The sequence below is a fragment of the Diaphorobacter sp. JS3050 genome, assembly GCF_013154915.1.
Classification (GTDB): domain Bacteria; phylum Pseudomonadota; class Gammaproteobacteria; order Burkholderiales; family Burkholderiaceae_C; genus Diaphorobacter; species Diaphorobacter nitroreducens.
The window spans coordinates 3,812,781-3,836,420 of record NZ_CP053553.1 but is presented as its reverse complement, the minus strand read 5'-3'; the positions used below and the strand labels follow the sequence as shown (position 1 = coordinate 3,836,420).

Here is a 23,640-nt window from a genome sequence, read left to right as displayed (position 1 = left end):
CGACACCGTGGGGTGCTGAACCCTCAGGGGATGTGCGGGTCATAATTCCTGCCATCGTTTCGCCCGCCATGACAGAGTCTCCTCCCCATCCCTCCCGCCTTCTCAAACTCGTGGCGGGCTGTGCGCGATGGGGATTGGTCGCCTTGGTGACCTTCTGGTTGCTGCTGGCGGCCGCCTGGGGGGGGCTGCATGGCTGGATTGTGCCGCGTATCGGCGACTTCCGTCCGCAGCTGGAACAGCAGGCCCAACGCGCACTGGGGGTACCTGTGCGCATCCATTCCATCAGCGCGCGCAGCGAGGGGCTGATCCCCTCGGTGGAGCTGAAGGACGTGGCCCTGCTGGACGCCCAGGGGCGCGAGGCGCTGCGCCTGCCGCGCGTGGTTGTGGCGCTGTCGCCGCGCTCGCTGCTGCGCTTTGGGTTCGAGCAGATCTATATCGAAGGCCCCGAGCTGGACATGCGCCGCGAGCGCGACGGGCGCATCGTCATCGCGGGCCTGGCCTTCCGCGACAGCGCCGAGGGCGACAGTGCGGCGGCCGACTGGCTGTTCTCCCAGGCCGAGGTGGCGATTCGCGCCGGCACGCTGCGCTGGACCGACGAGCTGCGTGGCGCCGAGCCGCTGGCGCTCACCGAGGTGAGTGTGGTGCTGCGCAACAGCGCGCGCCGCCACCAGGTGCGCCTGGACGCCACGCCGCCCGCCGAATGGGGCGCACCCTTCACCTTGCGCGGCCAGTTCCGCCAGCCGCTGCTGTCCACGCACAGCGGCGACTGGCAGCGCTGGAGCGGCGAGCTGTTCGCCCACTTCCCGCGCGTGGACGTGTCGCGCCTGCACCGGCACGCCGATCTGGAGGGGCTGCAGGTCGCGCAGGGCCGGGGCGCCGTGCGCGCGTGGGTGGATGTGCAGCGCGGCCAGATCGGCGGCGGCACGGTGGACATGGCACTCGACGAGGTCAACGCTACCCTGGGCAAGAACCTGCGCCCACTGGCGCTGCGCACGGTGACGGGGCGGGTGGGCGGTCGCTGGCTGGACCACGGCTTTGAGCTGTCCACCCAGAATCTGCAGTTCGTGGCCGACGATGGCCTGCGCTGGCCCGGCGGCAATCTGGCGCTGCGCCACAGCGGACAGGGCCAGGCAGGCCGAGAGCGTGGCGAACTGCAGGCCGACCGGCTGGACCTGGCCGCCCTGGCGCAGATCGCGAGCCGGCTGCCGCTGGGCGACACCGTGCTCGGTGCGGTGCGCGACTATGCGCCGCGCGGTCTGGTGGAGCAGTTGCGGGCCGAATGGCAAGGGCCGCTGGCGCAGCCGCAGAAGTACCAGGTTCGCGGCAAGGTCGCAGGGTTGGCGCTGGCGGCGGACGACGCCGTGCCTACCGTCGCAGGTCTCAGTGGTGCGCAGGTGTCTTTCGATCTCACCCAGGCGGGTGGGCAGGCCGAGTTGGCCATGGCCGACGGGACGCTGCGCCTGCCCGGCGTGTTTGAGGAGCCCGTAGTGCCCGTGCAGCGGCTGGAAGCGGGGGTGCGCTGGCAGATCGAGGGCGAGCGCATCGCGGTCCAGACCAGCCAGCTGCGCTTTGCCAATGCGGACGCCCAGGGCGAGGCGCGGCTGAGCTGGCACACGGGCGACCCTGCGGCGTCGCCTGCGCGCGCGCGCTTTCCGGGGGTGCTGGACCTGTCGGGCACGCTGTCGCGGGCCGATGGCACGCGCGTGCATCGCTACCTGCCGCTCACCGTGCCAGCGGAGTCGCGGCACTATGTGCGCGACGCCATCCTTGCGGGGACCGCCAGCCAGGTGCAGTTCCGCGTGAAGGGCGACCTGCACGACTTTCCCTATGGCCATGTTCCGCGCGAGGGCGAATTCCACATCGCAGCGCGTGTCAAGGACGTGACGTACGGCTACGTGCCACCGGCGCTGTTGCACGCGGGCGACCGGCCCTGGCCGGCTCTCACGGCGCTGTCGGGGGAGCTGGTGTTTGACCGCGCGGGCATGGAAGTGCGCAACGCCACGGGGCGCTTTGCCGGGTATCCCGCGCTGCGGGTGCAGAAAGTGAACGCGAAGATCGCGGACCTGCAGCACACCGAAGTGGTGGTCGGGGCCGACGTGCGCGGCCCGCTGCCCGACATGCTGGCGCTGGTGAGCGCCTCGCCCATCTCCCGGCTTACGCAGGGGGCGCTGGACCGGGCCGCCGCCACCGGCGTGGCCGAACTGCAGCTGGGCCTGACGCTGCCCATCAGCCACATCGACCAGTCCACCGTGCGCGGCAGCGTCACCCTGGCGGGCAACGACGTGCACTTTGTGCCCGAGGCGCCCCTGGTGAACGCGGCCCGGGGCGTGGTGCAGTTCAGCCAGAGCGGTTTCACGCTGGTGGGCGTGCAGGGACGCGCCCTGGGGGGCGAGGTACGGCTGGAAGGCGGCATGAATGCGGCGCAGGCGGGGGCGGGGGAGTCATCGGTGCGCGTGCGTGCGCGCGGCACAGCCACCGCCCAGGGTCTGCGCGGAGCACAGCAGCTGGGCCTGGTGTCGCGGCTGGTGCGCGGCGCCAGTGGCAGCGCCGCCTACACGGTGGCCGTGGGGGTGCGGCGGGGAGTGGCCGAACTGCAGGTGGCCAGCGACCTCGTCGGTCTTTCGCTGACGGCGCCCGCGCCACTGGGCAAGGCAGCGCAGGCCCCGTTGCCCGTGCGCTTCGAGAACCGCTTGACGCCCGAGGCCGCAGCCTCGGATACCGCGCCCTTGCAGGACGAATTGACGCTGGAGTTGGGCGACGTGGGCAGGCTCAACTACCTGCGCGCACTGGACGGGCCGCAGGCGCGCGTGCTGCGCGGCGCGCTCGCCATCGGCGTGCCGCCGGCGCAGATGCCCGCGCCTCCCGCCCAGGGTGTCGCGGCACACGCCGTGTTGGGTGCGCTGGACGTGGATGCGTGGACGGCGCTGTTGCAGGAGCCTTCGGCACCGTCGGCACAGGCACAGGCAGTAGTGCCGGCACCCGCGCCCTCCGGGGAGGCACTGGCCACCGTTTACCTGCCCACCAGCCTGGCCGTGCGTGCCGCCACGCTCACGTTGCATGGGCGCACGCTGCACGACGTGGTGGTGGGCGCGTCGCGGCAGGGCGCCGTGTGGCGTGCCAACGTGGATGCCGATGAGCTGGACGGGTACCTGGAGTACCGCCCTGCCGGTGCGTCCGCGCCGCGTGCCGATGCGGCCCAGGGTCTGCTGCACGCCCGGCTGGCGCGGCTGGCCATTCCGCAGATGGCCGAGACGCAGGTCAACGCGCTGCTCGATGCGCGCGAACCGGGCACGCTGCCGGCGCTGGACATCGTGGTGGAGGATTTCGAGTTGCGCGGACGGCGCCTGGGGCGCATCGAGATCGAGGCCCGCAACCGCGGCACGGAGGGCGGCCAGCGCGAGTGGCGCCTGTCCAAGTTCAATCTGACCGCCCCCGAGGCCGTGCTGACCTCGCAGGGCCACTGGGCGCTGGTGGGCAGCGGGGCGCAGGCGCAACGGCGCACGGTGATGGACTTCGAGCTGGACATCCGCGATTGCGGCGCCTTGCTGGCACGCTTTGGCATGGATGGCGTGGTGCGCCACGGCAAGGGACGCATCGGGGGCCAGGTGGGTTGGCTGGGCTCGCCGTTGTCACCCGACTACCGCACCATGAGCGGCCAGATGAATGTGAACGTGGAGGCAGGCCAGTTCCTTCAGGCCGACCCGGGACTGGCCAAGCTGCTGAGCGTGTTGAGCCTGCAATCCCTGCCGCGGCGCTTCGCGCTGGACTTCCGCGACGTGTTCAGCGAAGGCTTCGCATTCGACTTCGTGCGTGGCGACATGCGCATCGAAAACGGTGTGGCCACCACCAACATTCTGCAGATGAAGGGCGTGAATGCCGCCGTGCTCATGGAAGGCAGCGCCGACATCGAACGCGAGACGCAGGACCTGCACGTGGTGGTCGTGCCCGAAATCAACGCCATGACGGCTTCCCTCGTGGCCACGGCGATCAACCCCGTCATTGGCCTGGGCAGTTTCCTCGCGCAGGTTTTCCTGCGCGGCCCGCTGATCCAGGCCGCCACGCAGGAATTCCGCATCGACGGCACCTGGTCAGAACCGCGTGTGGAGCGCATCCAGCGCCGCAAGAGCGCTGCGCCGGAAGGCGCAGCGAGCCCTACCGTTCCACCGGCATCAGGAGACACACCATGAAAGTCGCAGCCTTGCAACTGGTCTCGGGCGTCGCGCTGCAGGGCAACCTGGCGCAGGCGCGCCATCTGCTGGAGCAGGCGGCGCAGGCGGGCGCGGAGCTGGCGGTGCTGCCCGAGTATTTCTGCGCCATGGGCCTGGCCGATGCGGACAAGCTGGCGCTGCGCGAAACCATGGGCGACGGCGTGGTCCAGCGGTTTCTGGCGCAAGCGGCGCGCGAGCTGGGCCTGTGGGTGGTGGGCGGCACGCTGCCGCTGGTGTGCGACAGCGAAGAGCGCGTGCACAACACCACGCTGGTGTTCTCGCCCGCGGGCGACTGCGTGGCGCGTTACGACAAGATCCACCTGTTCCGCTTCGACAACGGCACTGAATGCTTCGATGAGGCGCGCGTGATCCAGGCCGGGCGCGAGAGCGTGCGCTTTGCCCTGCCGGCGCGGGATGGCAACGTGTGGCGCGTGGGGTTGTCGGTGTGCTACGACCTGCGCTTCCCCGAGCTGTACCGCCAGCACGCGCGCGCGGGTGCCGACCTGCTGCTGGTGCCCAGCGCCTTCACCTACACCACCGGCCGGGCCCACTGGGAGGTGCTGCTGCGTGCGCGCGCCGTGGAGAACCTGGCCTATGTGCTGGCGCCGGCGCAGGGCGGAACGCACGAGAACGGCCGGCGCACCTGGGGCCACAGCATGCTGGTGGACCCCTGGGGCAGCGTGCTGGCCCAGCAGCCCGAGGGCGCGGGCGTGGTCCTGGGTACGCTGGATGCGGCGCATCTGCGCCAGGTGCGCCGCCAGCTGCCGGCGCTTGAGCATTGCGTGCTCTGATGGGCGGCACCGTGGAGCGCGGCGGACCGGCGGGCGGACGGGACAGGGGTGCTGCGGGCCCGCAGCAGGGCCCGCAGTCGCTGCTGCCCCCTTCGGCGCCCGAAGACGGGCCCCAGGACAAGGTACCCCGCCGGTGGCGCCGCTGGGTGGGTGCGTGGCGGCGCTGGTCCCTGTGGACGCTGCTGGTGGCGCTGGTGGCGGGCATGCTGGTCACCCAGGTATGGCTGGCTGGCCGCTACGAGGCCAGCCAGGTGCAGAGCCGCCTGGAACGCGACACTGCCGACGCCGTGGCCGACATCCGCAACGCCTTCGCGCACAACCTGCAGAACCTGCAGGCGCTGCAGGCGGGCGACCCCGATCTGGCCGCGTGGGAGGCGCGCGCGGCCGAGCTGCTGAGCACGCGCCGCGAGCTGGTGCGCATCGAATGGCGCGACACGCAGCTGCTGCTGCGCGCACATGCGGAGTCGCCCTATCGCCCCCTGCCGTGGGACGCCACCACGCGCAGCGGCACGCATTCGGAGACCATGCTGGCCTGTACCAACGCCCGGCGCATCACCGGCCCGTCGTACTCCAGCAGCTATTTCCAGCCCCTGCCCGACGGCATGGGCGCCGAGATGATGGAGGTCTGCCTGCCGTTGATCCAGGACGGACGCGTGCGCGGCTTCCTGGTGGCTACCTACGCGCTGCAGACCGTGCTGCAGGACTTGGTGGCGCCCAGCCTGCAGCGCACCCAGGAGGTGTCGTTCACCGAGGCCGACGGCACGCGGCTGGCGCTGGTGGGCGCGCTGCGCCGCGGCTCGCGCATGTTCACGGCGCAGCAGCTGTTCGACCTGCCGGGCAACACCCTCGTGCTGCGCATGGACGGCTGGCACGCCGCGCCCAGCGTGTTTCCCAACGTCCTCACGGCCCTGGTCACGGCCATGTCGATCGCGCTGGTGTCGGTGCTGGTGGTGCTGGTGCGCGACAACCGGCGCCGCCTGCGCGCCGAGCGCGACCTGGGCGACGCGCTGGCCTTTCGCAAGGCGATGGAGGACTCGCTGGTCACGGGGCTGCGTGCGCGCGACCTCAACGGCCGCATCACCTATGTGAACCCGGCGTTCTGCGACATGGTGGGCTTTCCCGCATCCGAGCTGGTGGGCCAGACGTCGCCGCTGCCCTACTGGCCGCCCGAGCACGCGCAGGAATATGCGGAGCGGCAGGTGGTGCGCATGTCGGGCCGGCTCGACCCGCCGCGCGAAGGGTACGAATCCACCTTCATGCGCAGGGACGGAACGCGCTTTCCCGTCATGATCTACGAAGCGCCGTTGATCAACGCACAGGGCCTGCACACGGGGTGGATGGGCTCGTTTCTCGACGTGAGCGAGCAGCGGCGCGTGGAGGAGCTGTCGCGCACGTCGCAGGAGCGCCTGCAGGCCACGGCACGCCTGGCCACCGTGGGGGAGATGGCATCGCTGCTGAGCCATGAACTGAACCAGCCGCTGGCGGCCATCTCCAGCTATGCCAACGGCTCGCTCAACCTGCTGGAGCCGGCGCCGGGCGCCGAGTTGCCGTCGCCCCAGGACCTGCAGGACGTGCGCGTGGGCGTGCAGCGCATTGCAGCGCAGGCCGAGCGCGCGGGCCGCGTGATCAAGAGCGTGCACGACTTCGTGCGGCGCCGCGACCAGACCCGCGAGCCGGTCACCGCGCAGGACCTGTTCGATGCGGTGCTGCCCATCATCCGGCTGCAGGCGCGCAAGCTGGGCGTGCGCGTGGTGCTGTCGATCGAGGACGGCCTGCCGCCCGCGCTGTGCGACCGCACCATGGTCGAGCAGGTGCTGTTGAACCTCACGCGCAACGCCATGCAGTCCATGGACGACCCGCAGATCCATCCGCGCATCCTCGATCTGCGGGTGCGGCGCGCGGCCTCCAATGCGTCCAACAGCTGGCTGGAGTTCTCGGTGGCCGACATGGGCATGGGCATTCCCGAGGACGTGGCCGAGCGCCTGTTCACGCCGTTCTACACCACGCGCGTCGAGGGCATGGGCCTGGGGCTGAGCCTGTGCCGCACCGTGGTGGAGCAGCATGGGGGCTTTCTGGACCATGCGGCGCGTGAGCCGCGTGGTACGGTATTCACTTTCACCCTGCCCGCATTTCAGAAAGCCGACCCCTGATGGAACCCGCCTCCAACGCCACTGTGTACATCGTGGACGACGACGCCGAGGTGCGCGAGGCGCTGGCTTGGCTGCTGCGCTCGCGCCGTGTGCTCAGCGAGGCGTTCGCCAGCGCCGAAGCGTTCGAGACCATGCTGGCCGAGCGCACCGCCAGCGGCCTCATGCAGCGCCAGCCCTGCTGCCTGCTGCTGGACGTGCGCATGCCGGGCGGCATGAGCGGCCTGGCGCTGTTCGACAAGATGGTGGAGCGCGGCGACACCGCGGGCATGCCGGTGATCTTCCTCACGGGCCACGCCGACGTGCCCACCGCCGTGGCCACGGTCAAGCGCGGCGCGTTCGACTTCTGCGAGAAGCCGTTTTCCGACAATCAGCTCGTGGACCGGATACAAGCAGCGCTGGAGCTGTCGGCCCGGCACATCGAGGCCTGCCGCGCGCGCCACGAACTGCAGGACCGGCTGGCCGACCTGACCGACCGCGAGCGCGATGTGATGCGGCTGGTGGTCGAAGGCCTGCCCAACAAGCTCATCGCCGATCAGCTCGACATCAGCGTGCGCACGGTGGAGGTGCACCGCGCGCGCGTGTTCGACAAGATGCAGGTCAAGTCGGCGGTGGAGCTTGCCAACCTGCTGCGCGCCGCGCCACCGGCGTAAAAAAAGACGCGGGCCCTTGCGGGCGCGCGTCGTCTTCGTCTTCACATCGTCGGCGCGGGCAGGATTGCCGCGCCGACGGCCCGCCGCAGATCAGCCGCGGCCCTGGCGCTCGCCCACATAGATCTCCACGCGGCGGTTGCGGGCGCGCCCGTCGGAGGTGTCGTTGGAGGCCACAGGTTCACGCGAGCCACGGCCTTCCACGTGGATGCGGTTGCCGTTCACGCCACGCGCCGTGAGGTAGTTGCGCGTGCTCTCGGCGCGGTCCAGCGACAGCGGGTTGTTGATCGCATCGCTGCCGGTGGAGTCGGTGTGGCCGACGATGCGCACCTCGGTGTTCGGATTGTTGCGCAGGCCCTCGGCAAAGCGGTCCAGAATGGGGCGGAAGTTGGGCTGGATGTCCGAGCGGTTGGTGGCGAACGAGATATCGCTCGGGATGTCCAGCTTGAGCTGGTTGTCCGGCGTCTGCGTCACCGTCACACCGGTGCCCTGGGTGGCGGCCTGCATGTCCTGCTTTTGGCGCTCCATGTGCTGGGACCAGATGTAGGTGCCCAGGGCGCCCACGCCCGCGCCGATCACGGCGCCCTGCGCCGCATGGCCGCCCGTCATGGCGCCGATGGCTGCGCCGCCCAGCGCACCCACGCCGGCGCCGGTGGCGGTGCGGCGCTGGGTGTCGGTCATGTTGGCACAGCCCGTGGCCAGCATGACCACCGCGAGACTGCCGATGAGGAGAGGTTTGCGCATGAGAGAACTCCTTTGTTGTTGCTCGGTCGGCTCGCAGCCCTCGAGCGGGCGGCTGGGCCAGTGCGAGCAGCGTAGCAATCCAGCGGTGCCTCGTCTGTAGGACGCGGCGCAACGCGCGTGCGCGACCCGTGGCCGATGGGCCTGCGTTCAATGGGCCGCGCTCATTCCCGGCCAGAATCCGCGAGCGCTCTCAGTCGTGCGGCGGGGCGTCGCCCCGTGGGGGCTCGCTGGGGGCCGCTGGCGGCTCGCCGCCCTTGCGGCCGCTGAACATGGTCCACCAGACAATGCCCACGAGGAGCACCAGTGCAAGCAATGCTTCAAGCAAAATCAGCCCCATGAATCTTCGTCTCCTGCGCCTGGTGGTATCGGCGCTGATTGTAGGAACGCTGGCCGCGTGCTCCACCCGTCCTCCGGCGCCCGTGACGCCCAGCGTGCCGTCCGTGCAGCCGCCCGCCGCGCCCACTGTACCGGTGCCTGTGCCGGGCACGCTCACGCAGTCCAAGAGCCGCTGGGTGCCGGTGGGCTGGGGCGAGTTGCCGGGGTTTGAGGGCGATGCGCTGCACGAGGCCTGGAACGCCTGGCTGCGCAGCTGCGAGCGCCCCGCGCCGGCGTTCGCGCCGCTGTGCGGCGATGTGCGCCGCCTGAGCATCGCGTCGCCCGAGGAGCAGCGCGGCTGGATGATGCAGCGCCTGCAGCCCTACCGCGTCGAGTCGCTGGACGGAGCGGCCGACGGCCTGCTCACGGGCTACTTTGAGCCCTATCTGGACGCCGCGCGCCAACCGGGCAACGGCTTCAGCGTGCCTTTGTATGCACCCCCGGCCGATCTGGCGGCGCGCAAGCCCTGGTACACGCGCCAGCAGATCGACACCCTGCCGCAGGCCCAGGCGGCGCTGGCCGGCCGCGCGATCGCCTGGGTGCGCGACCCGGTGGAAGCCATGGTGCTGCACATCCAGGGCTCGGGCCGGCTGCGCGTGCAGGAGGCGGACGGCAGCGTGCGCCTGGTGCGCCTGGCCTTCGCGGGCACCAACGACCAGCCGTACAAGAGCGTGGGCAAGTGGCTGCTGGACCAGGGCCTGGTGCGCGACGCCACCTGGCCCGGCATCACCGCCTGGGTGCGGGCCAATCCGCAGCGCGTGAACGAGATGCTGTGGTCCAACCCGCGCTACGTGTTCTTTCGCGAGGAGCCGCTGGACGCGCTGGACGCCGCCTTCGGGCCCAAGGGCGCGCAGGGCGTGCCGCTCACGCCGGGGCGCTCGATCGCCGTGGACCGCCAGAGCATCCCCTACGGCACGCCGGTGTGGCTGGCCTCCAGCGGCCCCACGGCGCAGTTGTCGCGCCTGGTGCTGGCGCAGGACACGGGCAGCGCCATCCTGGGCGCGGTGCGCGCGGATTACTTCACCGGCTGGGGCCCCGAGGCGGGCGAGATTGCCGGGCGCCTGAAGCAGGGCCTGCGCCTGTGGGCGTTGTGGCCGCGGTAGTGCTATTGATTTGGAAGCTGTTCGCGCTTGATTTGTGCTGATTTCAATCCAAATTGATGCTGAAATGCCCGTAAGGCAAGCGCTGAAAGCTATCAATATGGTAGTGATTCATTCGCCCTAGACCACGTAGCGCGACACCACGGGCGGCGCGTCGCCCACGTGGAAGGCAAAGCGCCTGTCGCGCAGCGCCACGTCGGAGGCGGTGACGCGGTCAAAGCGCCGCAGGTGCTCCGTCCAGGATTCGTCCACCACGCGCTCCACGTAGCGGCGCGGGTCGGCGATGTCGTGCTGCAGCTCCCAGCTCAAGGCGCCCTGGCGCAGGCGCGCGCGGCGGCTTTCCTGCATCACGGCGCGAAATTCCGCCGCCCGTGCGGGGTTGATGAAGTATTCGATGCTGACCACCAGCCGCAGGCCGGCGGCGGGCGGGCTGTCGGCCCGCGGTGCCTGGAAGGCGCGCGAGGCGCTCAGGTCCTCCTCGCCATGGCGGTTGCTCACCAGGCGCTGTACCAGCGCCATCACCAGCACCCCGGTGAGTGCCGCCAATGCCAGGCTCATGTGCACGCTGGAGAGTGCGGCGACCTGCCCCCACAGCGCCGCGCCCACGGCCGTGGCGCCCATGATGGACATCTGGTAGATGGACATGCCGCGCGCGCGCACCCAGTTGGGCAGCGCCAGCTGTGCGGCCACCGTGAGCGAATTGGCGGTGGTGATCCACGCCGCCCCGCCCACCAGCATGGCCGGCACCGCCACGTACACGTTGGGCGCAATGGCGACCACGGCGGTGGCCAGCGCCTGCAGCAGCGTGCCGCGCGCCACCAGCTGGTCCAGCGACATCATCTGGCGCAGGCGTGGCAGGAACATGGCAGCGCTCACGGCGCCCGCGCCCATGGAGGCCAGCAGCAGCGTGAAGGTGCCCGCGCCGCCGCCCTGCAGGTCGCGCGCCACCAACGGCAGCAGCGCCAGCAGCGCCGTGGCATGCAGGAAGAAGATGGAGATGCGCCACAGCACGGCGCGCATCGGAGGCGACTCGCGCACGAACTGCAGACCCACGCGCATGGCACTGGTCAGGCGCTCGCGCCCCAGCGGGTTGGGCATGGGCTGGCGCCGCCAGCGCATGATGGTGAACCCCGCCACCAGCGACAGCACGGCATTCAGCACGAACACCCAGGCGCTGCCCGCGCTGGCGATGATGGCGCCGGCCACCAGCGGGCCAATGATGCGCGAGGCGTTCATGGCCACGCCATTGAGCGCCAGCGCCGCGGGCAACTGTTGGCGGTTCACCAGCTCCGGCACGATGGCCGCAAACACCGGCCAGCGCATCGCCAGCCCGATGCCGTTGGCGAACGTCAGCGCCAGCAGCAGGTAGGGGTTGAGCCCGCCCCAGAGGATGGCCACGCACAGCACCACCGCCACGGCCGCCACCCAGAACTGCGTGACCATGAAGTAGCGCCGCCGGTCCAGGATGTCGGCCAGCGCGCCGCTGGGCAGGCCCAGCAGGAACACGGGCAGCGTCGAGGCCGTCTGCACCAGCGCCACCAGGGCAGGCGAATCGGTCAGCGTGGTCATCAGCCAGGCAGTGGCCACGTCGTTCATCCACATGCAGGTGTTGGCCGCCAGCCAGGTGAGCCACAGCATGCGGAACACCGGCACCGACAGCGGCGCGAAGGGCGACTGCGGCGCACGCTGCGCCGCGCTGTGCTGCAACTCGGCTGTGGCGGCGGCCTCGGCGGTGTGGGCGGCGGCGGAGGCCGCGTCGGGGCCTGGCGGTGTGGGTGGTGAACTCAGCGGTCCGCTGTCATGGAGGGGCTGGGGCGGCATGTGTGGCCATTGTGACGGGAATGCGGCGCGCTTGCTGCGCCGGGGCCGCAATCTCGGCGGGCGCGAAACGGTGTTCAGCCTCTGTTGGAATTGCCGTTGCCGTTGCCTCCGGCGTTGCCGTTGCCGTTGCCCCCGGCATTCCCATTGCCGTTGCCCCCGGCATTCCCGTTGCCGTTGCCCCCGGCATTCCCGTTGCCGTTGCCTCCGGCATTCCCGTTGCCGTTGCCTCCGGCGTTCCCATTGCCGTTGCCTCCGGCGTTCCCGTTGCCATTGCCTCCGGCATTCCCGTTGCCATTGCCTCCGGCATTCCCGTTGCCGTTGCCCCCGGCGTTCCCGTTCCCGTTGGTGTTTGCGGGAGGAGGCAACGCGGATGGAGGGTCAACTACGGCCCTCTGCCGCACGCGTATCCGCTGCGCGACCAGCACGCCGTTGGCAGACATCCGGCCCGCCACTTCCAGCGTTGCGCCGTTGCGGATGTCATCAGCCCGCCCCCCGGTTATTTGCGCGCCCGAGCCATCGATATCCGTGCCTTGCAGCGCAAAGGATTGTGCAGAGGCGAAGTTCGTCACCACACCTTCCAGCACGACGGGCGTGTCTGCCTGGCGTGAGAGGCTGTGCGCTGGCCGCAGGAAGCGGGCCACGAGCACGTTGCCGGACGGTGCCTGGGCTGCATGCACATACAGCGGCATGCCGTTGTCCAGCATGCCCGCCTCCAGACCGTTCAGAAAGGCAGCCTGTGCATACTGGATCTGCATCGTGCCCAACTGGAACCGGCGGGCCACCGTATCGAGGGCCTGCACGCTGCCCCACAGCACGGGCTGTACCGAGGGGAGCGTGGCGGTGGTCAGCTGCAGCCGGGTCGCGCGCATCAGCCCACTGCTGGTGGGCAACGCATGTACCTGCACGATCTGGCCGACTTGCAAGGCGGCCAAGCCGGACAGCCCGTCGAGCACGGTCTCGTCATCGACATATACCCGCGCACCCATTACCTCGATGCGCCCCAGCGCCGCGTCCACGGCATCCACCGCCCCCCGTAGCTCCGGTATCGACAGTACCTGCGCGGCCGTACCCGTGCTGAATCCGGTATCGAGGGTGCCGTTCACTTGCACGGTCATGCCAGGTTTCAGGCTGCTCTGGCCGCTCTTCAGGCTTTGCTGACCATTGGCGTCTTCCTGCGAGACGCCTTCCACTTCCACCTGGGCGTGGCTGATATCGAAGCGCACGCCGTTCACAACCATGTACGACCCGCTGGGTGATTCGCCGAGGCTGTCGACGCTGCCAATGGCCACGGAAGACATGGCGATGCCGGTGCCGCCCGAGCCCACGCCGTCGCCGCCTCCACAGGCTGCGAGCACCAGCCCCAGCGTGGTCATCAGCGCGTATATCCCAGTCCTCATGTTTTTTTCCTGCGCCTTGCAGAGCCTGCACGGGTGGTCGGCTTCACGTCCGGCGGCTCGTCCTCATGGTAGACATACACCCCTACGCGCATGCGTGCCGTTCCCATGCCTGCCGCAGAGGCATGGGCCTGGGTCATTTCCCGTACCAGGCGGTAATGCACGGAATCCCAATGTTCCCGCGCCAACTGGTGGATGCGTTCGCACTCCGACACGGTCAAGCCCGAGGCATAGACGGAGCGTTCCAGCATCCGGGGCTGCTGCCCCAAGGTATTGCTGACGGCGGCCAGCAGATGGTCCCGCACATTGTCCCCGGTGAAGGCCAGCATGTCCCGCAGACTGGTGCCCGGGATGAAACCGTCGCCCACCAGTTCCACCTCGCCTTCGCCGTCGCCCGTCAGCCCCCTGACCAGATTCAGGCGCTGAAGCTCCTCCAGCAGGGTTCTGTGGTGCACATCGCCGCGGGTGGCGAGACGCGCCACCAGTTCAAAGGAGGGGCCATGGCCGGTGTCCACAATAGGAAGGCGGCGCCGGCTGGGCTCCTCGGCGGCCAGCTGCAACCAGGCCGTGAAAGCCTTGGCGGCCGACGACCCTTCGGTGGCAGGCAAAGGATCGCGTACTTGGCGCACTCTGGCGGTCACGTCCTTGCGATTGAGACCGGTGGTGACCGAGATCTGGCTCAGGTTGGGATCGGGAATGCCTTGGCTGCGCCAGAGGTGGCGCGCCTCCTCCAGCAGCAGGTCCCTCAGGATTTCTTCGAGTTGGGCGTGCTTCAGTCCCATCGCCAACGCCAGCCTGACCGCGGGGCGAAGGATTCGTACCAGCGCGGACTGCGTCCATTTCAGGCGGTCTTGCATGGGAAGGTGAAAGGGCGAGAGGCTCGTCGTTCAAGTGTGACTGCTCATGCAGCCAGCGGTGCCTAAAAAATGCGAGTGTGCCATCTGCATGACACCAGGAGAAGGACCGCCAGGCGCGATGGCCGTTGGCGTCATGTTCCCTGAACGCGCTGGAGTCTGACCTCGCTGGAACGAAGCCGCCCCGATGCGCGGCCGCTTCAGCGGGTTGCTGGGATCGTGGCGCCCGGGCACCAGTTGCAATGAAAATGCGATCAAACCCTTATGGGGAAAGCGGTGCCAGCTACTGAATTAGGAGTGACCCTACGCTGCGGCGCCACGCACCACGGGCCGCACCGGGCCCAGGTGCGCCAACGGCAGCGCGCCGCCTGCCTTGACCTCGCCCAGCGAGAAGCTGGTGTGCATGTCCTTCACGTTGGGCAGGTTCAGCAGCACGGTGCGTGCGAACTGCGAGAAGCTGTCCAGGTCGCGCGCCACCACCTGCAGCTCGAAGGTGCCGGTGCCGCTGATGTAGTGGCACGAGACCACCTCGGGGATCTGCGCGATGGCCTGCTCCATGGCCAGCGTCAGGTCGCCGGTGTTGCGCTCGGCGTCCAGGCGCACGAACGCCAGTACGCCCAGGCCGATCTTGTGGCGGTCGATTTCCGCGTGATAGCCGCGGATGTAGCCCGCTTCCTCCAGGGCGCGTACGCGCCGCCAGCACGGTGCAGCGGACAGGCCTACGCGTTGCGCCAGCTCGGCGTTGGTCAGGCGCGCCTCGGCCTGCAGCTCGCGCAGGATGGCGATGTCGTATTTGTCCAAGGTTTCCATTTTTGGATTGTTTTAAGAAAGAAGCTTTCGCGCATCAGGGTAAACGCGGCAAATAAAGCAAACACATATCGGTGTCTCGCGCATACACTGCGCAGATCGGGTGGCGCCCACACGGCACCGTCCCGCACGCCGCGCCCAACAGAGGCGGCGGATCACAGAACCCACGGAGACAAGACATGAATGCCCCGCTGCCCGAACACGTCCGCCGCGCGCTGGAGACGGTCACCCTTGAGGACAAATACACGCTGGGCCACGGCCGCGCTTTCATGAGTGGGGTGCAGGCCCTCGTGCGCCTGCCCATGCTGCAGCGCCAGCGCGATGCCGCCGTGGGCCTGAATACCGCGGGCTTCGTGAGCGGCTACCGTGGCTCGCCCCTGGGCGGCTACGACCAGGCCCTGTGGGGCGCCCGCAAGCACCTGGCGGAGCACCACGTGGTCTTCCAGCCCGGCGTGAACGAGGAGCTGGCCGCCACCGCCGTCTGGGGCACGCAGCAACTGGACATCTACCCCCAGTCCAAGAAGTACGACGGCGTGTTTGGCATCTGGTACGGCAAGGGCCCGGGCGTGGACCGCTGCTCCGACGTGTTCAAGCATGCCAACATGGCCGGCACGGCGCGGCATGGCGGCGTGATCGCCGTGGCGGGCGACGACCACATCAGCAAGAGCAGCACGGCGGCGCACCAGAGCGACCACATCTTCAAGGCCTGCGGCCTGCCGGTGTTCTTCCCCAGCAGCGTGCAGGACATTCTGGACATGGGGCTGCACGCCTTTGCCCTGAGCCGCTTCTCGGGCCTGTGGTCCGGACTCAAGACCATCCAGGAGGTGGTGGAGTCGTCCAGCAGCATCTCTGTGGACCCCGACCGCGTGAAGATCGTCATGCCCGAGGACTTCACCATGCCGCCCGGCGGCCTGCACATCCGCTGGCCCGATGCGCCGCTGGAGCAGGAGGCGCGCCTCATGGACTACAAGTGGTACGCGGCACTGGCGTACATCCGCGCCAACAAGCTCAACTACAACGTGATCCAGGGCCCGCAGGACCGCTTCGGCATCATCGCCAGCGGCAAGGCGTACAACGACACGCGCCAGGCACTGGTGGACCTGGGCCTGGACGACGACACCTGCCGTCAGCTGGGCATCCGCGTGCACAAGGTCAACGTGGTGTGGCCGCTCGAAGCCACCATCACGCGCGACTTCGCGCAGGGCCTGCAGGAGATCCTGGTGGTGGAGGAAAAACGCCAGGTCATCGAATACCAGATCAAGGAAGAGCTCTACAACTGGCGCGCCGACGTGCGTCCCAACGTGCTGGGCAAGTTCGACGAGATCGAGGGTGACAACTCCGGCGGCGAATGGAGCATGCCCAATCCCAGCCAGAACTGGCTGCTGCGGCCCAAGGCCGACCTGACGCCGGCCATCATCGCCAAGGCGATCGCCAAACGCCTGAAGAAGCTGGGCGTGCCCGAGGACATCGTGGCGCGCATGGACGCGCGCATCTCCGTGGTGGAGGCGCGCGAGCGCGGCCTGCTGGAGGTGAAGACCGACACCGGCGAGCGCATGCCGTGGTTCTGCAGCGGCTGCCCGCACAACACCAGCACCCGCGTGCCCGAGGGCTCGCGCGCCGTGGCCGGCATTGGCTGCCACTACATGGCCAACTGGATGCCCGACCGCGCCACGAGCACCTTCACGCAGATGGGCGGCGAGGGCGTGACCTGGGTGGGCCAGGCGCCGTTCACCAAGGACAAGCACGTGTTCGCCAACCTGGGCGACGGCACCTACTTCCACAGCGGCCTGCTGGCGATCCGCCAGAGCATCGCCTCGGGCGCCAACATCACCTACAAGATCCTCTACAACGACGCCGTGGCCATGACCGGCGGCCAGCAGGTGGGCGAGCGCCCCGAAGGGCACTCGGTGGCGCAGATCGCCCACAGCCTGCGCGCCGAGGGCGTGGTCCGGCTGGCGGTGGTGACGGACGAGCCCGAGAAGTACCACGGCCGCACGCACCCGGCCAACGCCGCGCGCGTCGGCCACCCCGAGCTGCTCAACGACCTGCCGCCGGGCGTTGAAGTCTTCCACCGCGACGAGCTGGACCGCATCCAGCGTGAGTTCCGCGAGATCGCAGGCTGCACGGCCATCATCTATGACCAGACCTGCGCGACCGAGAAGCGCCGCCGCAGGAAGCGCGGCCTGCTGGCCACACCCGCCAAGACCGTGGTCATCAACGAGCTGGTGTGCGAGGGCTGCGGCGATTGCTCGGTGCAGTCCAACTGCCTGTCGGTGGAGCCGGTGGAGACCGAGTTCGGCCGCAAGCGCCGCATCAACCAGAGCACCTGCAACAAGGACTATTCCTGCGTGAAGGGCTTCTGCCCGAGCTTCGTCACCGTCGAGGGCGGCCAGCTCAAGAAACCCAAGAAGGAGAAGAAGGGCGACCTGTCCACGATGGCGCCCATCCCCGAGCCGGTGCTGCCGGCGGCCGAAGCCGCGTGGGGCATCGTCGTGGCTGGCGTGGGCGGCACGGGCGTGATCACCATCGGGTCCCTGCTGGGCATGGCCGCGCACCTGGAGGGCAAGGGCGTCATCACGCAGGACGCGGCGGGCCTGGCGCAAAAGGGCGGCTCCACCTGGAGCCATGTGCAGATCGCCAACCGCCCCGAGGCCATCCACACCACCAAGGTGGACACGGCCAAGGCGGACCTGGTGATCGGCTGCGACCCCATCGTTGCCGCGAACAAGGCCACGTTGGCCGCCATGCAGCCGGGGCGCACCTTTGTCGCCCTCAACAGCCACGGCACACCGGCCGCGGCCTTTGTGCACAACCCCAATTGGCAGTTCCCGGCTGACGGCTGCGAGGCCGCCATCGCCCAGGCGGTGGGCGCCGAGCTGCTGGGTGTGTTCGACGCCGAGCAGGTGGCCAGCCAGTTGCTGGGTGACAGCATCTACACCAACCCGCTGATGCTGGGCTATGCGTGGCAGAAGGGCCGCGTGCCGCTGTCCCACGCCGCGCTCATGCGCGCCATGGAGCTCAATGGCGTGCAGGTGGAGAACAACAAGGCCGCCTTCGAGTGGGGACGCCGCTGCGCGCACAACCTGGCCGAGGTGCAGGCGCTGTTCCAGGCCGCGCAGGTGATCCAGTTCGTGAAGAAGCCCGGCTTGGCCGAGATGGTCGCCAAGCGTGTGGACTTCCTCACGGGCTACCAGAACGCCGCCTATGCGGCCGAGTACCAGGCCTTCGTGGACAAGGTGCGCGCGGCCGAGGATTCACTGGGCCAGGGCACGCGCCTCACTGAGGCGGTGGCGCGCTACCTGTTCAAGCTGATGGCCTACAAGGATGAGTACGAAGTGGCGCGGCTGCACACCGACAAGGCGTTCACCGACAAGATCGCCGCGATGTACGAAGGCGATTACAAGCTGGTGCACCACCTGGCGCCCCCACTGCTGGCCAAGCACAACGACAAGGGCGAGCTGGTCAAGCAAAGCTACGGGCCCTGGATGCGCAAGGCCTTCGGCGTGCTGGCTCGCATGAAGGGGCTGCGCGGCACGGCGCTCGATGTCTTCGGCAGGACCGAGGAACGCAAGACCGAGCGCGCGCTGATCCGCGAATACCGCGCCTGCATCGAGGAACTGCTGAAGGGCCTGACGGCCGAGCGCCTGGCGCTGGCGGTGGAGATCGCGCGTATCCCTGAGGACATCCGCGGCTACGGCCATGTGAAGGAGCGCCACCTGCAGGCCGCGCGCAAGAAGTGGTTCGCGCTCATGGACCGCTGGCGCGCCCCACACGCGGGTGCGCCCCGCCAAGTGGCCTGAGACTGGGCGGGCCTGTCATGCCCGCCTATTCCTTCCCCGCCTATTCCTTCTGACCCCGCCCGTCGCGGCCTGACCGAGGGCAGCGCGGTCGTTCACGCGTTCTGAGGAATGGGCATGCCGGCCGCACTGGACGGGCCTTCCTGCCCGGCCGGCGGGTCGGCCAGCTGCACGCGGCTGACCGGCACCGCCAGCCGCATGCCCAGCGCCTGCAGCCGGCCCAGCAACGCCAGGTTGATGCGCTGCTGCAGGTCCATGTAGAGGTTGTAGTCCGGGTCTTTGACGATGTAGACCACTTCGTAATCGAGCGAGCTGGCGCCAAATCCCTTGAAATGCGCGCGGTCGAAGCGCAGTTGCGGTTCGGCCTCGATGATGTCGCGCACCGCTTGTGCCAGGGCCTGCGCCTGCGCGGGCGAGGTGTCCTGCGCCACGCCAAAGCCAAACACGATGCGGCGCTCGCGCATGTGGCGATAGTTGTTGATGGTCTGCTTGAGCAGCTCGGTGTTGCTCATCACCACCTGTTCCCCGCTCAGGGCGCGGATGCGCGTGGTCTTTACGCCCACCTGCTGCACGGTGCCTGCGATGGGACCCACGACGATGAAGTCGCCCACCTCGAAGGGCTTGTCCACCGCGATCGCCATGGAGGCGAACAGATCGCCCAGCACGCTTTGCACTGCCAGCGCCACCGCAATGCCGCCCACGCCCAGGCTGGCCAGGAAGGCGGTGATGTTCACCCCCAGGTTCGAGAGGATGGCCAGCAGCACCGTGGCCCACACCAGCGTGCGCAGCCCCCAGGACATGAGCGTGGCCGAGGCGCTGATCTGCCCCGTGCCCGCGGCGCCATGGTGGCGCCGGTAGCGTTCGACCCCCAGACTGATGGCGCGCGTGCCCCACAGCCCCAGCTGCACCGCCACGGCCAGGAACCAGAGCTGGCTCACACGGTCATGCCAACGCCCGGGCAGGTCCAGCATGCCGGTGCCCACCAGCAGTGCTGCCAGCAGGATGAGCAGACGGCTGGTTCCAGCGAGCACCTGCGCCAGCAGGCTTGCCGCGCCGGCATCGCCGCCGCCGGATTTGCGGTCGGCATGCGCGACGGCCCAGCGCAGCAGCAGCGTGAGCGCCAGGTAGATGCCCATGGCCGTGGCCGCCGCCGCCAATACCTCGGCAGCGGACATGCCCCAGAACCACTCTGTCTCCAGCCAGGCGGATACCGATGCGAAATCCATGGAAAGCGTTTCCTTTCTTGACACGGGGGGTGGGAGGGAAGGGGCCGCGGCGCGGCGCCGGCCGCCGCGGGCGGCACACAGGCATGCTACGAAGCCCTGCCAGGCGCCGGCGTAGGCCCAGGCCGACGATGTGCGCGTCGCATCCGATGCATTAACCGCCCCTGGTCCGGGGCTTTATGCTATATATGTGATAGCTGTTGGCGCTCATTGGACGGGCGTTGCAAGGTGTTTTGATGCTGAATTCCAGAGGGCGCCCGCAGCCCGCCGGCCGCCGGTGCGCGCAGCCCTGGCCGGCAGCCCCCCGCATACAATGGCCGGCTCACCGCCCGCAGGCCCTGGCGCCTCCCGGCGAAGCCCCTTTGCACCTATTACTACCAGTGGAGTCCTTCCCGTGTTGATTTCTTCTGCCTTTGCACAGACCGCCCCCGCCGCAGCCGCCGAGGCCGGCCTGATGGGATCGCTCACCAGCATGCTGCCGCTGGTGCTGATGTTCGTGGTGCTGTACTTCATCATGATCCGTCCCCAGATGAAGCGCCAGAAAGAGCACCGCGCCATGATCGACGCGCTGGCCAAGGGCGACGAAGTGGCCACGGCCGGCGGCTTGCTGGGCAAGGTGGCGGGCCTGAGCGAAGGCTACCTGCAACTGGAGATTGCGCCTGGCGTGCAGGTGCAGGTGCAGCGCAGCGCCGTGGCCCAGGTGCTGCCCAAGGGCACGGTCAAGTAAACCGTCCCGGCTGTAGGCCCACGGGCCTTGTTATGAGGGCAGTGCTGCGCCGCATCCCGCGGCCGCTGCCCCGCATGGATTGAAGAGCGCGATCATGAACCGTTATCCGGTCTGGAAGTACGCGATCCTGGTGATCGTGTTGCTCATTGGGGCCCTGTATACCCTGCCCAACTTCTTTGGCGAGGCGCCCGCGGTGCAGGTGTCGTCGGCCAAGGCCACGCTGAAGGTCGACGCCGCGGTTCAGCAGCGCGTCGAGGACGCGCTGAAAGCCGCCAACGTGGCCTCGGACTCCATCGTGTTCGACGGCAACTCGGTGCGCGCGCGCTTTGACACGCCGGACAACCAGCTCAAGGCCAAGGACGCGATCGAGAAGGCCCTGATCCCCGACCCGAGCGATCCTTCCTACATCGTGGCGCTGAACCTCGTGTCGCGCTCGCCCGACTGGCTCACCGCGCTGCATGCACGGCCCATGTACCTCGGCCTGGACCTGCGCGGCGGCGTGCACTTCATGCTGCAGGTGGACATGCAGGCGGCGATCACGAAGAAGATCGAGTCGTACGCAGGCGACCTGCGCAGCGCGCTGCGCGAGAAGAACATCCGGCACGGCGGCATCGGCCGCGAAGGGCAGGCCGTGGACATCCGCGTGCGCGACGAGGCCACGCTCACGGCGGCACGCAACCTGATCGCCGACCAGTTCCCGGACCTGGCGGTCGTGAGCAGCGCCGACGGCGACGGTATGCGCCTGCGCGCCACCATCAAGCCCGAGGCCCTGCGCAAGGTGCAAGAGCAGGCCTTGAAGCAGAACATGGTCACACTGCACAACCGTATCAACGAACTGGGCGTGGCCGAGCCCGTGATCCAGCAGCAGGGCCTGGACCGCATCGTGGTGCAGCTGCCCGGCGTGCAGGACACGGCCAAGGCCAAGGACATCCTGGGCCGCACCGCCACGCTGGAAGTGCGCATGGTGGACGAGGGCACCGAGGCGCGCGCCGCCGAAATGGGTACGGGCCCCGTGCCGTTCGGTGCCGAGAAATACCTGGACCGCAACGGCCAGGCCGTGATCGTGAAGAAGCAGGTCGTGCTGACCGGCGAGAACCTCACCGACGCGCAGCCAGGATTCGACGGCCAGACCCAGGAGCCCACCGTGAACCTCACGCTGGACGCCAAGGGCTCGCGCATCTTCAAGGACATCACGCGCGAGAACGTGGGCAAGCGCATGGCCATCGTGCTGTTCGAAAAGGGCAAGGGCGAGGTGGTGACCGCGCCCGTGATCCGCAGCGAGATTGGCGGTGGTCGCGTGCAGATCTCCGGCCGCATGACCACGGCCGAGGCCAACGACACCGCACTGCTGCTGCGCGCCGGCTCGCTGGCCGCGCCCATGGAGATCATCGAGGAATACACCATCGGCCCGAGCCTGGGTGCCGACAACATCGAACGGGGTATCCAGTCGGTGGTCTGGGGCATGGTGGCCATCGCGGCCTTCATGTGCGTGTACTACAGGCTGTTCGGCGTGTTCTCCACGATCGCGCTGGGCGTGAACGTGCTGCTGCTGATCGCCATCCTGTCGATGCTGCAGGCCACGCTGACCCTGCCCGGCATCGCCGCCATGGCCCTGGCGCTGGGCGTGGCCATCGACTCCAACGTGCTGATCAACGAGCGCATCCGCGAGGAACTGCGCGCTGGCGTGGCCCCGCAGGCGGCGATCGCCACGGGCTACGAGCGCGCCTGGGCCACCATCCTGGACTCCAACGTCACCACGCTGATTGCGGGCCTGGCGCTGCTGGCCTTCGGCACGGGGCCGGTGCGCGGCTTTGCCGTGGTGCACTGCATCGGCATCCTGATCAGCATGTTCTCGGCGGTGTTCTTCTCGCGTGGCCTGGTCAACCTCTGGTATGGCCGCAAGAAGAAGCTCAAGAGCGTGTCCATCGGCCAGGTGTGGAAGCCCGAGGGCGATGAGCACCGCTCGGTGGCTGCCCGCGGCAACAGCAACTAAGAAAGGGGAAAACCATGGAGTTTTTCCGCATCAAAAAAGACATCCCGTTCATGAAGTACGCGTTGGTGCTCAACGCGGTGTCTTTCATCACTTTCGCGCTGGCGGTGTTCTTCCTGGTCACGCGGGGCCTGCACCTGTCGGTGGAGTTCACGGGTGGCACCGTCATGGAGGTGGCCTACACGCAGACGGCCGACATCGGCAAGGTGCGCGACACCGTCGCGGGCCTGGGCTATGCCGACGTGGTGGTGCAGAACTTCGGCACCTCGCGCGACGTGATGATCCGCCTGCCCGTGCAAAAGGGCGTCACCTCGGCCCAGCAAAGCGAGCAGGTGCTGAGCGCGCTGAAGGCGCAGGACCCCGAGGTCACGCTGCGGCGCACCGAGTTCGTGGGCCCGCAGGTGGGCGAAGAACTGGTGCACAGCGGCCTGATGGCGCTGGGCATGGTGGTGCTGGGCATCGTGATCTACCTGGCCTTCCGCTTCGAGTGGAAGTTCGGCGTGGCAGCGGTGATCGCCAACCTGCACGACGTGGTCATCATTCTGGGCTTCTTTGCGTTCTTCCAATGGGAGTTCTCGCTGTCGGTGCTGGCCGGCGTGCTGGCCGTGCTGGGCTATTCGGTGAACGAGTCGGTGGTGATCTTCGACCGTATCCGCGAGGCCTTCCGCAAGTTCCGCAAGCTCAACACGCATGAGGTGATCGACCACGCCATCACCTCCACCATGAGCCGCACCATCATCACCCATGCCTCCACCGAGGCCATGGTGCTGTCCATGTTCTTCTTCGGGGGCCCCAGCCTGCACTACTTCGCACTGGCGCTGACCATCGGCATCCTGTTCGGCATCTACTCGTCGGTGTTCGTTGCCGCGGCCATCGCCATGTGGCTGGGCGTCAAGCGCGAAGACCTGGTCAAGGCGCCGACCCGCAAGGAAGGCGACCCGGCCGACCCGAACTCCGGCGCCGTGGTCTGACGATGCGCGTGCGCAGCCGCCTTGTCCGCGTGCCGCTGCAA

16 protein-coding genes are annotated in these 23,640 nt (G+C 68.7%); 9 read left to right on the top strand and 7 right to left on the bottom strand.

Annotated features, from left to right (window positions below):
- Positions 1–68 precede the first annotated feature (68 nt).
- From HND92_RS18230 to HND92_RS18215, 4 genes are read left to right on the top strand one after another with little or no spacing between them, the layout of a single operon-like run.
- Entirely contained in the window at positions 69–4,187 is a 4,119-nt protein-coding gene (locus HND92_RS18230) for a YhdP family protein (protein WP_172208927.1), read from the top strand.
- Entirely contained in the window at positions 4,184–4,999 is an 816-nt protein-coding gene (locus tag HND92_RS18225) for a carbon-nitrogen hydrolase family protein (protein WP_172208925.1), read from the top strand. The genes HND92_RS18230 and HND92_RS18225 overlap by 4 nt, the downstream gene beginning before the upstream one ends.
- Entirely contained in the window at positions 4,999–7,149 is a 2,151-nt protein-coding gene (locus tag HND92_RS18220) for a nitrogen regulation protein NR(II) (RefSeq protein ID WP_172208923.1), read from the top strand. Before HND92_RS18225 ends, HND92_RS18220 begins: the two co-directional genes overlap by 1 nt.
- Entirely contained in the window at positions 7,149–7,799 is a 651-nt protein-coding gene (locus tag HND92_RS18215) for a response regulator transcription factor (protein WP_011807098.1), read from the top strand. Before HND92_RS18220 ends, HND92_RS18215 begins: the two co-directional genes overlap by 1 nt.
- Positions 7,800–7,889: 90 nt before the next feature.
- Here the strand turns inward: HND92_RS18215 and HND92_RS18210 are convergent, their stop codons facing one another.
- Positions 7,890–8,540 carry an OmpA family protein gene (locus tag HND92_RS18210; protein WP_011807097.1) on the bottom strand — a complete coding sequence of 217 codons (651 nt, stop codon included), beginning with the start codon at positions 8,538–8,540 and terminating at the stop codon, positions 7,890–7,892.
- Between the two features lie 190 nt (positions 8,541–8,730).
- Positions 8,731–8,877: a hypothetical protein gene (locus HND92_RS18205; RefSeq protein WP_172208921.1), complete on the bottom strand. Its 147-nt coding sequence runs from the start codon at positions 8,875–8,877 to the stop codon at positions 8,731–8,733.
- Between HND92_RS18205 and HND92_RS18200 the strand changes: the two genes are divergently transcribed.
- Positions 8,810–10,018 (top strand): murein transglycosylase A, encoded by a 1,209-nt coding sequence (locus HND92_RS18200; protein WP_162844526.1) that lies wholly within the window; start codon positions 8,810–8,812, stop codon positions 10,016–10,018. The genes HND92_RS18205 and HND92_RS18200 overlap by 68 nt on opposite strands.
- A gap of 117 nt (positions 10,019–10,135) precedes the next feature.
- Here the strand turns inward: HND92_RS18200 and HND92_RS18195 are convergent, their stop codons facing one another.
- The 4 genes from HND92_RS18195 to HND92_RS18180 all read right to left on the bottom strand — a co-directional run bounded on the left by HND92_RS18195 (position 10,136) and on the right by HND92_RS18180 (position 14,894).
- Positions 10,136–11,836, bottom strand: a complete 1,701-nt coding sequence (locus HND92_RS18195) for an MFS transporter (RefSeq protein ID WP_172208918.1) — start codon at positions 11,834–11,836, stop codon at positions 10,136–10,138.
- Between the two features lie 74 nt (positions 11,837–11,910).
- The gene (locus tag HND92_RS19455; RefSeq protein WP_253940069.1) at positions 11,911–13,209 is read right to left on the bottom strand and encodes a DUF5666 domain-containing protein; all 1,299 of its coding nucleotides are present in this window, start codon (positions 13,207–13,209) and stop codon (positions 11,911–11,913) included.
- A 20-nt stretch (positions 13,210–13,229) separates the two neighbouring features.
- Positions 13,230–14,087: a DUF6502 family protein gene (locus tag HND92_RS18185; protein ID WP_011807093.1), complete on the bottom strand. Its 858-nt coding sequence runs from the start codon at positions 14,085–14,087 to the stop codon at positions 13,230–13,232.
- Between the two features lie 300 nt (positions 14,088–14,387).
- Positions 14,388–14,894, bottom strand: coding sequence for an Lrp/AsnC family transcriptional regulator (locus tag HND92_RS18180; protein WP_011807092.1), 507 nt, complete (start codon positions 14,892–14,894; stop codon positions 14,388–14,390).
- Between the two features lie 176 nt (positions 14,895–15,070).
- On the opposite strand from HND92_RS18180, the gene HND92_RS18175 reads away from it, so the two are divergent.
- Complete coding sequence (locus HND92_RS18175; protein ID WP_172208916.1) at positions 15,071–18,691, top strand: indolepyruvate ferredoxin oxidoreductase family protein; 3,621 nt, start codon at positions 15,071–15,073, stop codon at positions 18,689–18,691.
- Between the two features lie 92 nt (positions 18,692–18,783).
- Here the strand turns inward: HND92_RS18175 and HND92_RS18170 are convergent, their stop codons facing one another.
- A complete protein-coding gene (locus HND92_RS18170) occupies positions 18,784–19,914 on the bottom strand; it encodes a mechanosensitive ion channel family protein (protein WP_172208914.1) in 1,131 nt (376 codons plus the stop codon).
- A gap of 391 nt (positions 19,915–20,305) precedes the next feature.
- Between HND92_RS18170 and yajC the strand changes: the two genes are divergently transcribed.
- The 3 genes from yajC (at position 20,306) to secF (ending at position 23,599) form a co-directional block, all read left to right on the top strand.
- Positions 20,306–20,638, top strand: coding sequence for a preprotein translocase subunit YajC (gene yajC, locus HND92_RS18165; protein WP_015914577.1), 333 nt, complete (start codon positions 20,306–20,308; stop codon positions 20,636–20,638).
- A gap of 94 nt (positions 20,639–20,732) precedes the next feature.
- Entirely contained in the window at positions 20,733–22,631 is a 1,899-nt protein-coding gene (gene secD, locus HND92_RS18160) for a protein translocase subunit SecD (protein WP_172208912.1), read from the top strand.
- 14 nt (positions 22,632–22,645) lie between these two features.
- Positions 22,646–23,599, top strand: coding sequence for a protein translocase subunit SecF (gene secF, locus HND92_RS18155; protein WP_011807087.1), 954 nt, complete (start codon positions 22,646–22,648; stop codon positions 23,597–23,599).
- Positions 23,600–23,640: the final 41 nt, after the last annotated feature.

Bases quoted from the DNA above. Each gene is read 5' to 3' on its own strand.
- HND92_RS18230 (WP_172208927.1), top strand. From the start codon at position 69: ATGACAGAGTCTCCTCCCCATCCCTCCCGCCTTCTCAAACTCGTGGCG.
- HND92_RS18225 (WP_172208925.1), top strand. From the start codon at position 4,184: ATGAAAGTCGCAGCCTTGCAACTGGTCTCGGGCGTCGCGCTGCAGGGC.
- HND92_RS18220 (WP_172208923.1), top strand. From the start codon at position 4,999: ATGGGCGGCACCGTGGAGCGCGGCGGACCGGCGGGCGGACGGGACAGG.
- HND92_RS18215 (WP_011807098.1), top strand. From the start codon at position 7,149: ATGGAACCCGCCTCCAACGCCACTGTGTACATCGTGGACGACGACGCC.
- HND92_RS18210 (WP_011807097.1), bottom strand. From the start codon at position 8,540: ATGCGCAAACCTCTCCTCATCGGCAGTCTCGCGGTGGTCATGCTGGCC.
- HND92_RS18200 (WP_162844526.1), top strand. From the start codon at position 8,810: ATGGTCCACCAGACAATGCCCACGAGGAGCACCAGTGCAAGCAATGCT.
- HND92_RS18205 (WP_172208921.1), bottom strand. From the start codon at position 8,877: ATGGGGCTGATTTTGCTTGAAGCATTGCTTGCACTGGTGCTCCTCGTG.
- HND92_RS18195 (WP_172208918.1), bottom strand. From the start codon at position 11,836: ATGCCGCCCCAGCCCCTCCATGACAGCGGACCGCTGAGTTCACCACCC.
- HND92_RS19455 (WP_253940069.1), bottom strand. From the start codon at position 13,209: ATGACCACGCTGGGGCTGGTGCTCGCAGCCTGTGGAGGCGGCGACGGC.
- HND92_RS18185 (WP_011807093.1), bottom strand. From the start codon at position 14,087: ATGCAAGACCGCCTGAAATGGACGCAGTCCGCGCTGGTACGAATCCTT.
- HND92_RS18180 (WP_011807092.1), bottom strand. From the start codon at position 14,894: ATGGAAACCTTGGACAAATACGACATCGCCATCCTGCGCGAGCTGCAG.
- HND92_RS18175 (WP_172208916.1), top strand. From the start codon at position 15,071: ATGAATGCCCCGCTGCCCGAACACGTCCGCCGCGCGCTGGAGACGGTC.
- HND92_RS18170 (WP_172208914.1), bottom strand. From the start codon at position 19,914: ATGGATTTCGCATCGGTATCCGCCTGGCTGGAGACAGAGTGGTTCTGG.
- secD (WP_172208912.1), top strand. From the start codon at position 20,733: ATGAACCGTTATCCGGTCTGGAAGTACGCGATCCTGGTGATCGTGTTG.
- secF (WP_011807087.1), top strand. From the start codon at position 22,646: ATGGAGTTTTTCCGCATCAAAAAAGACATCCCGTTCATGAAGTACGCG.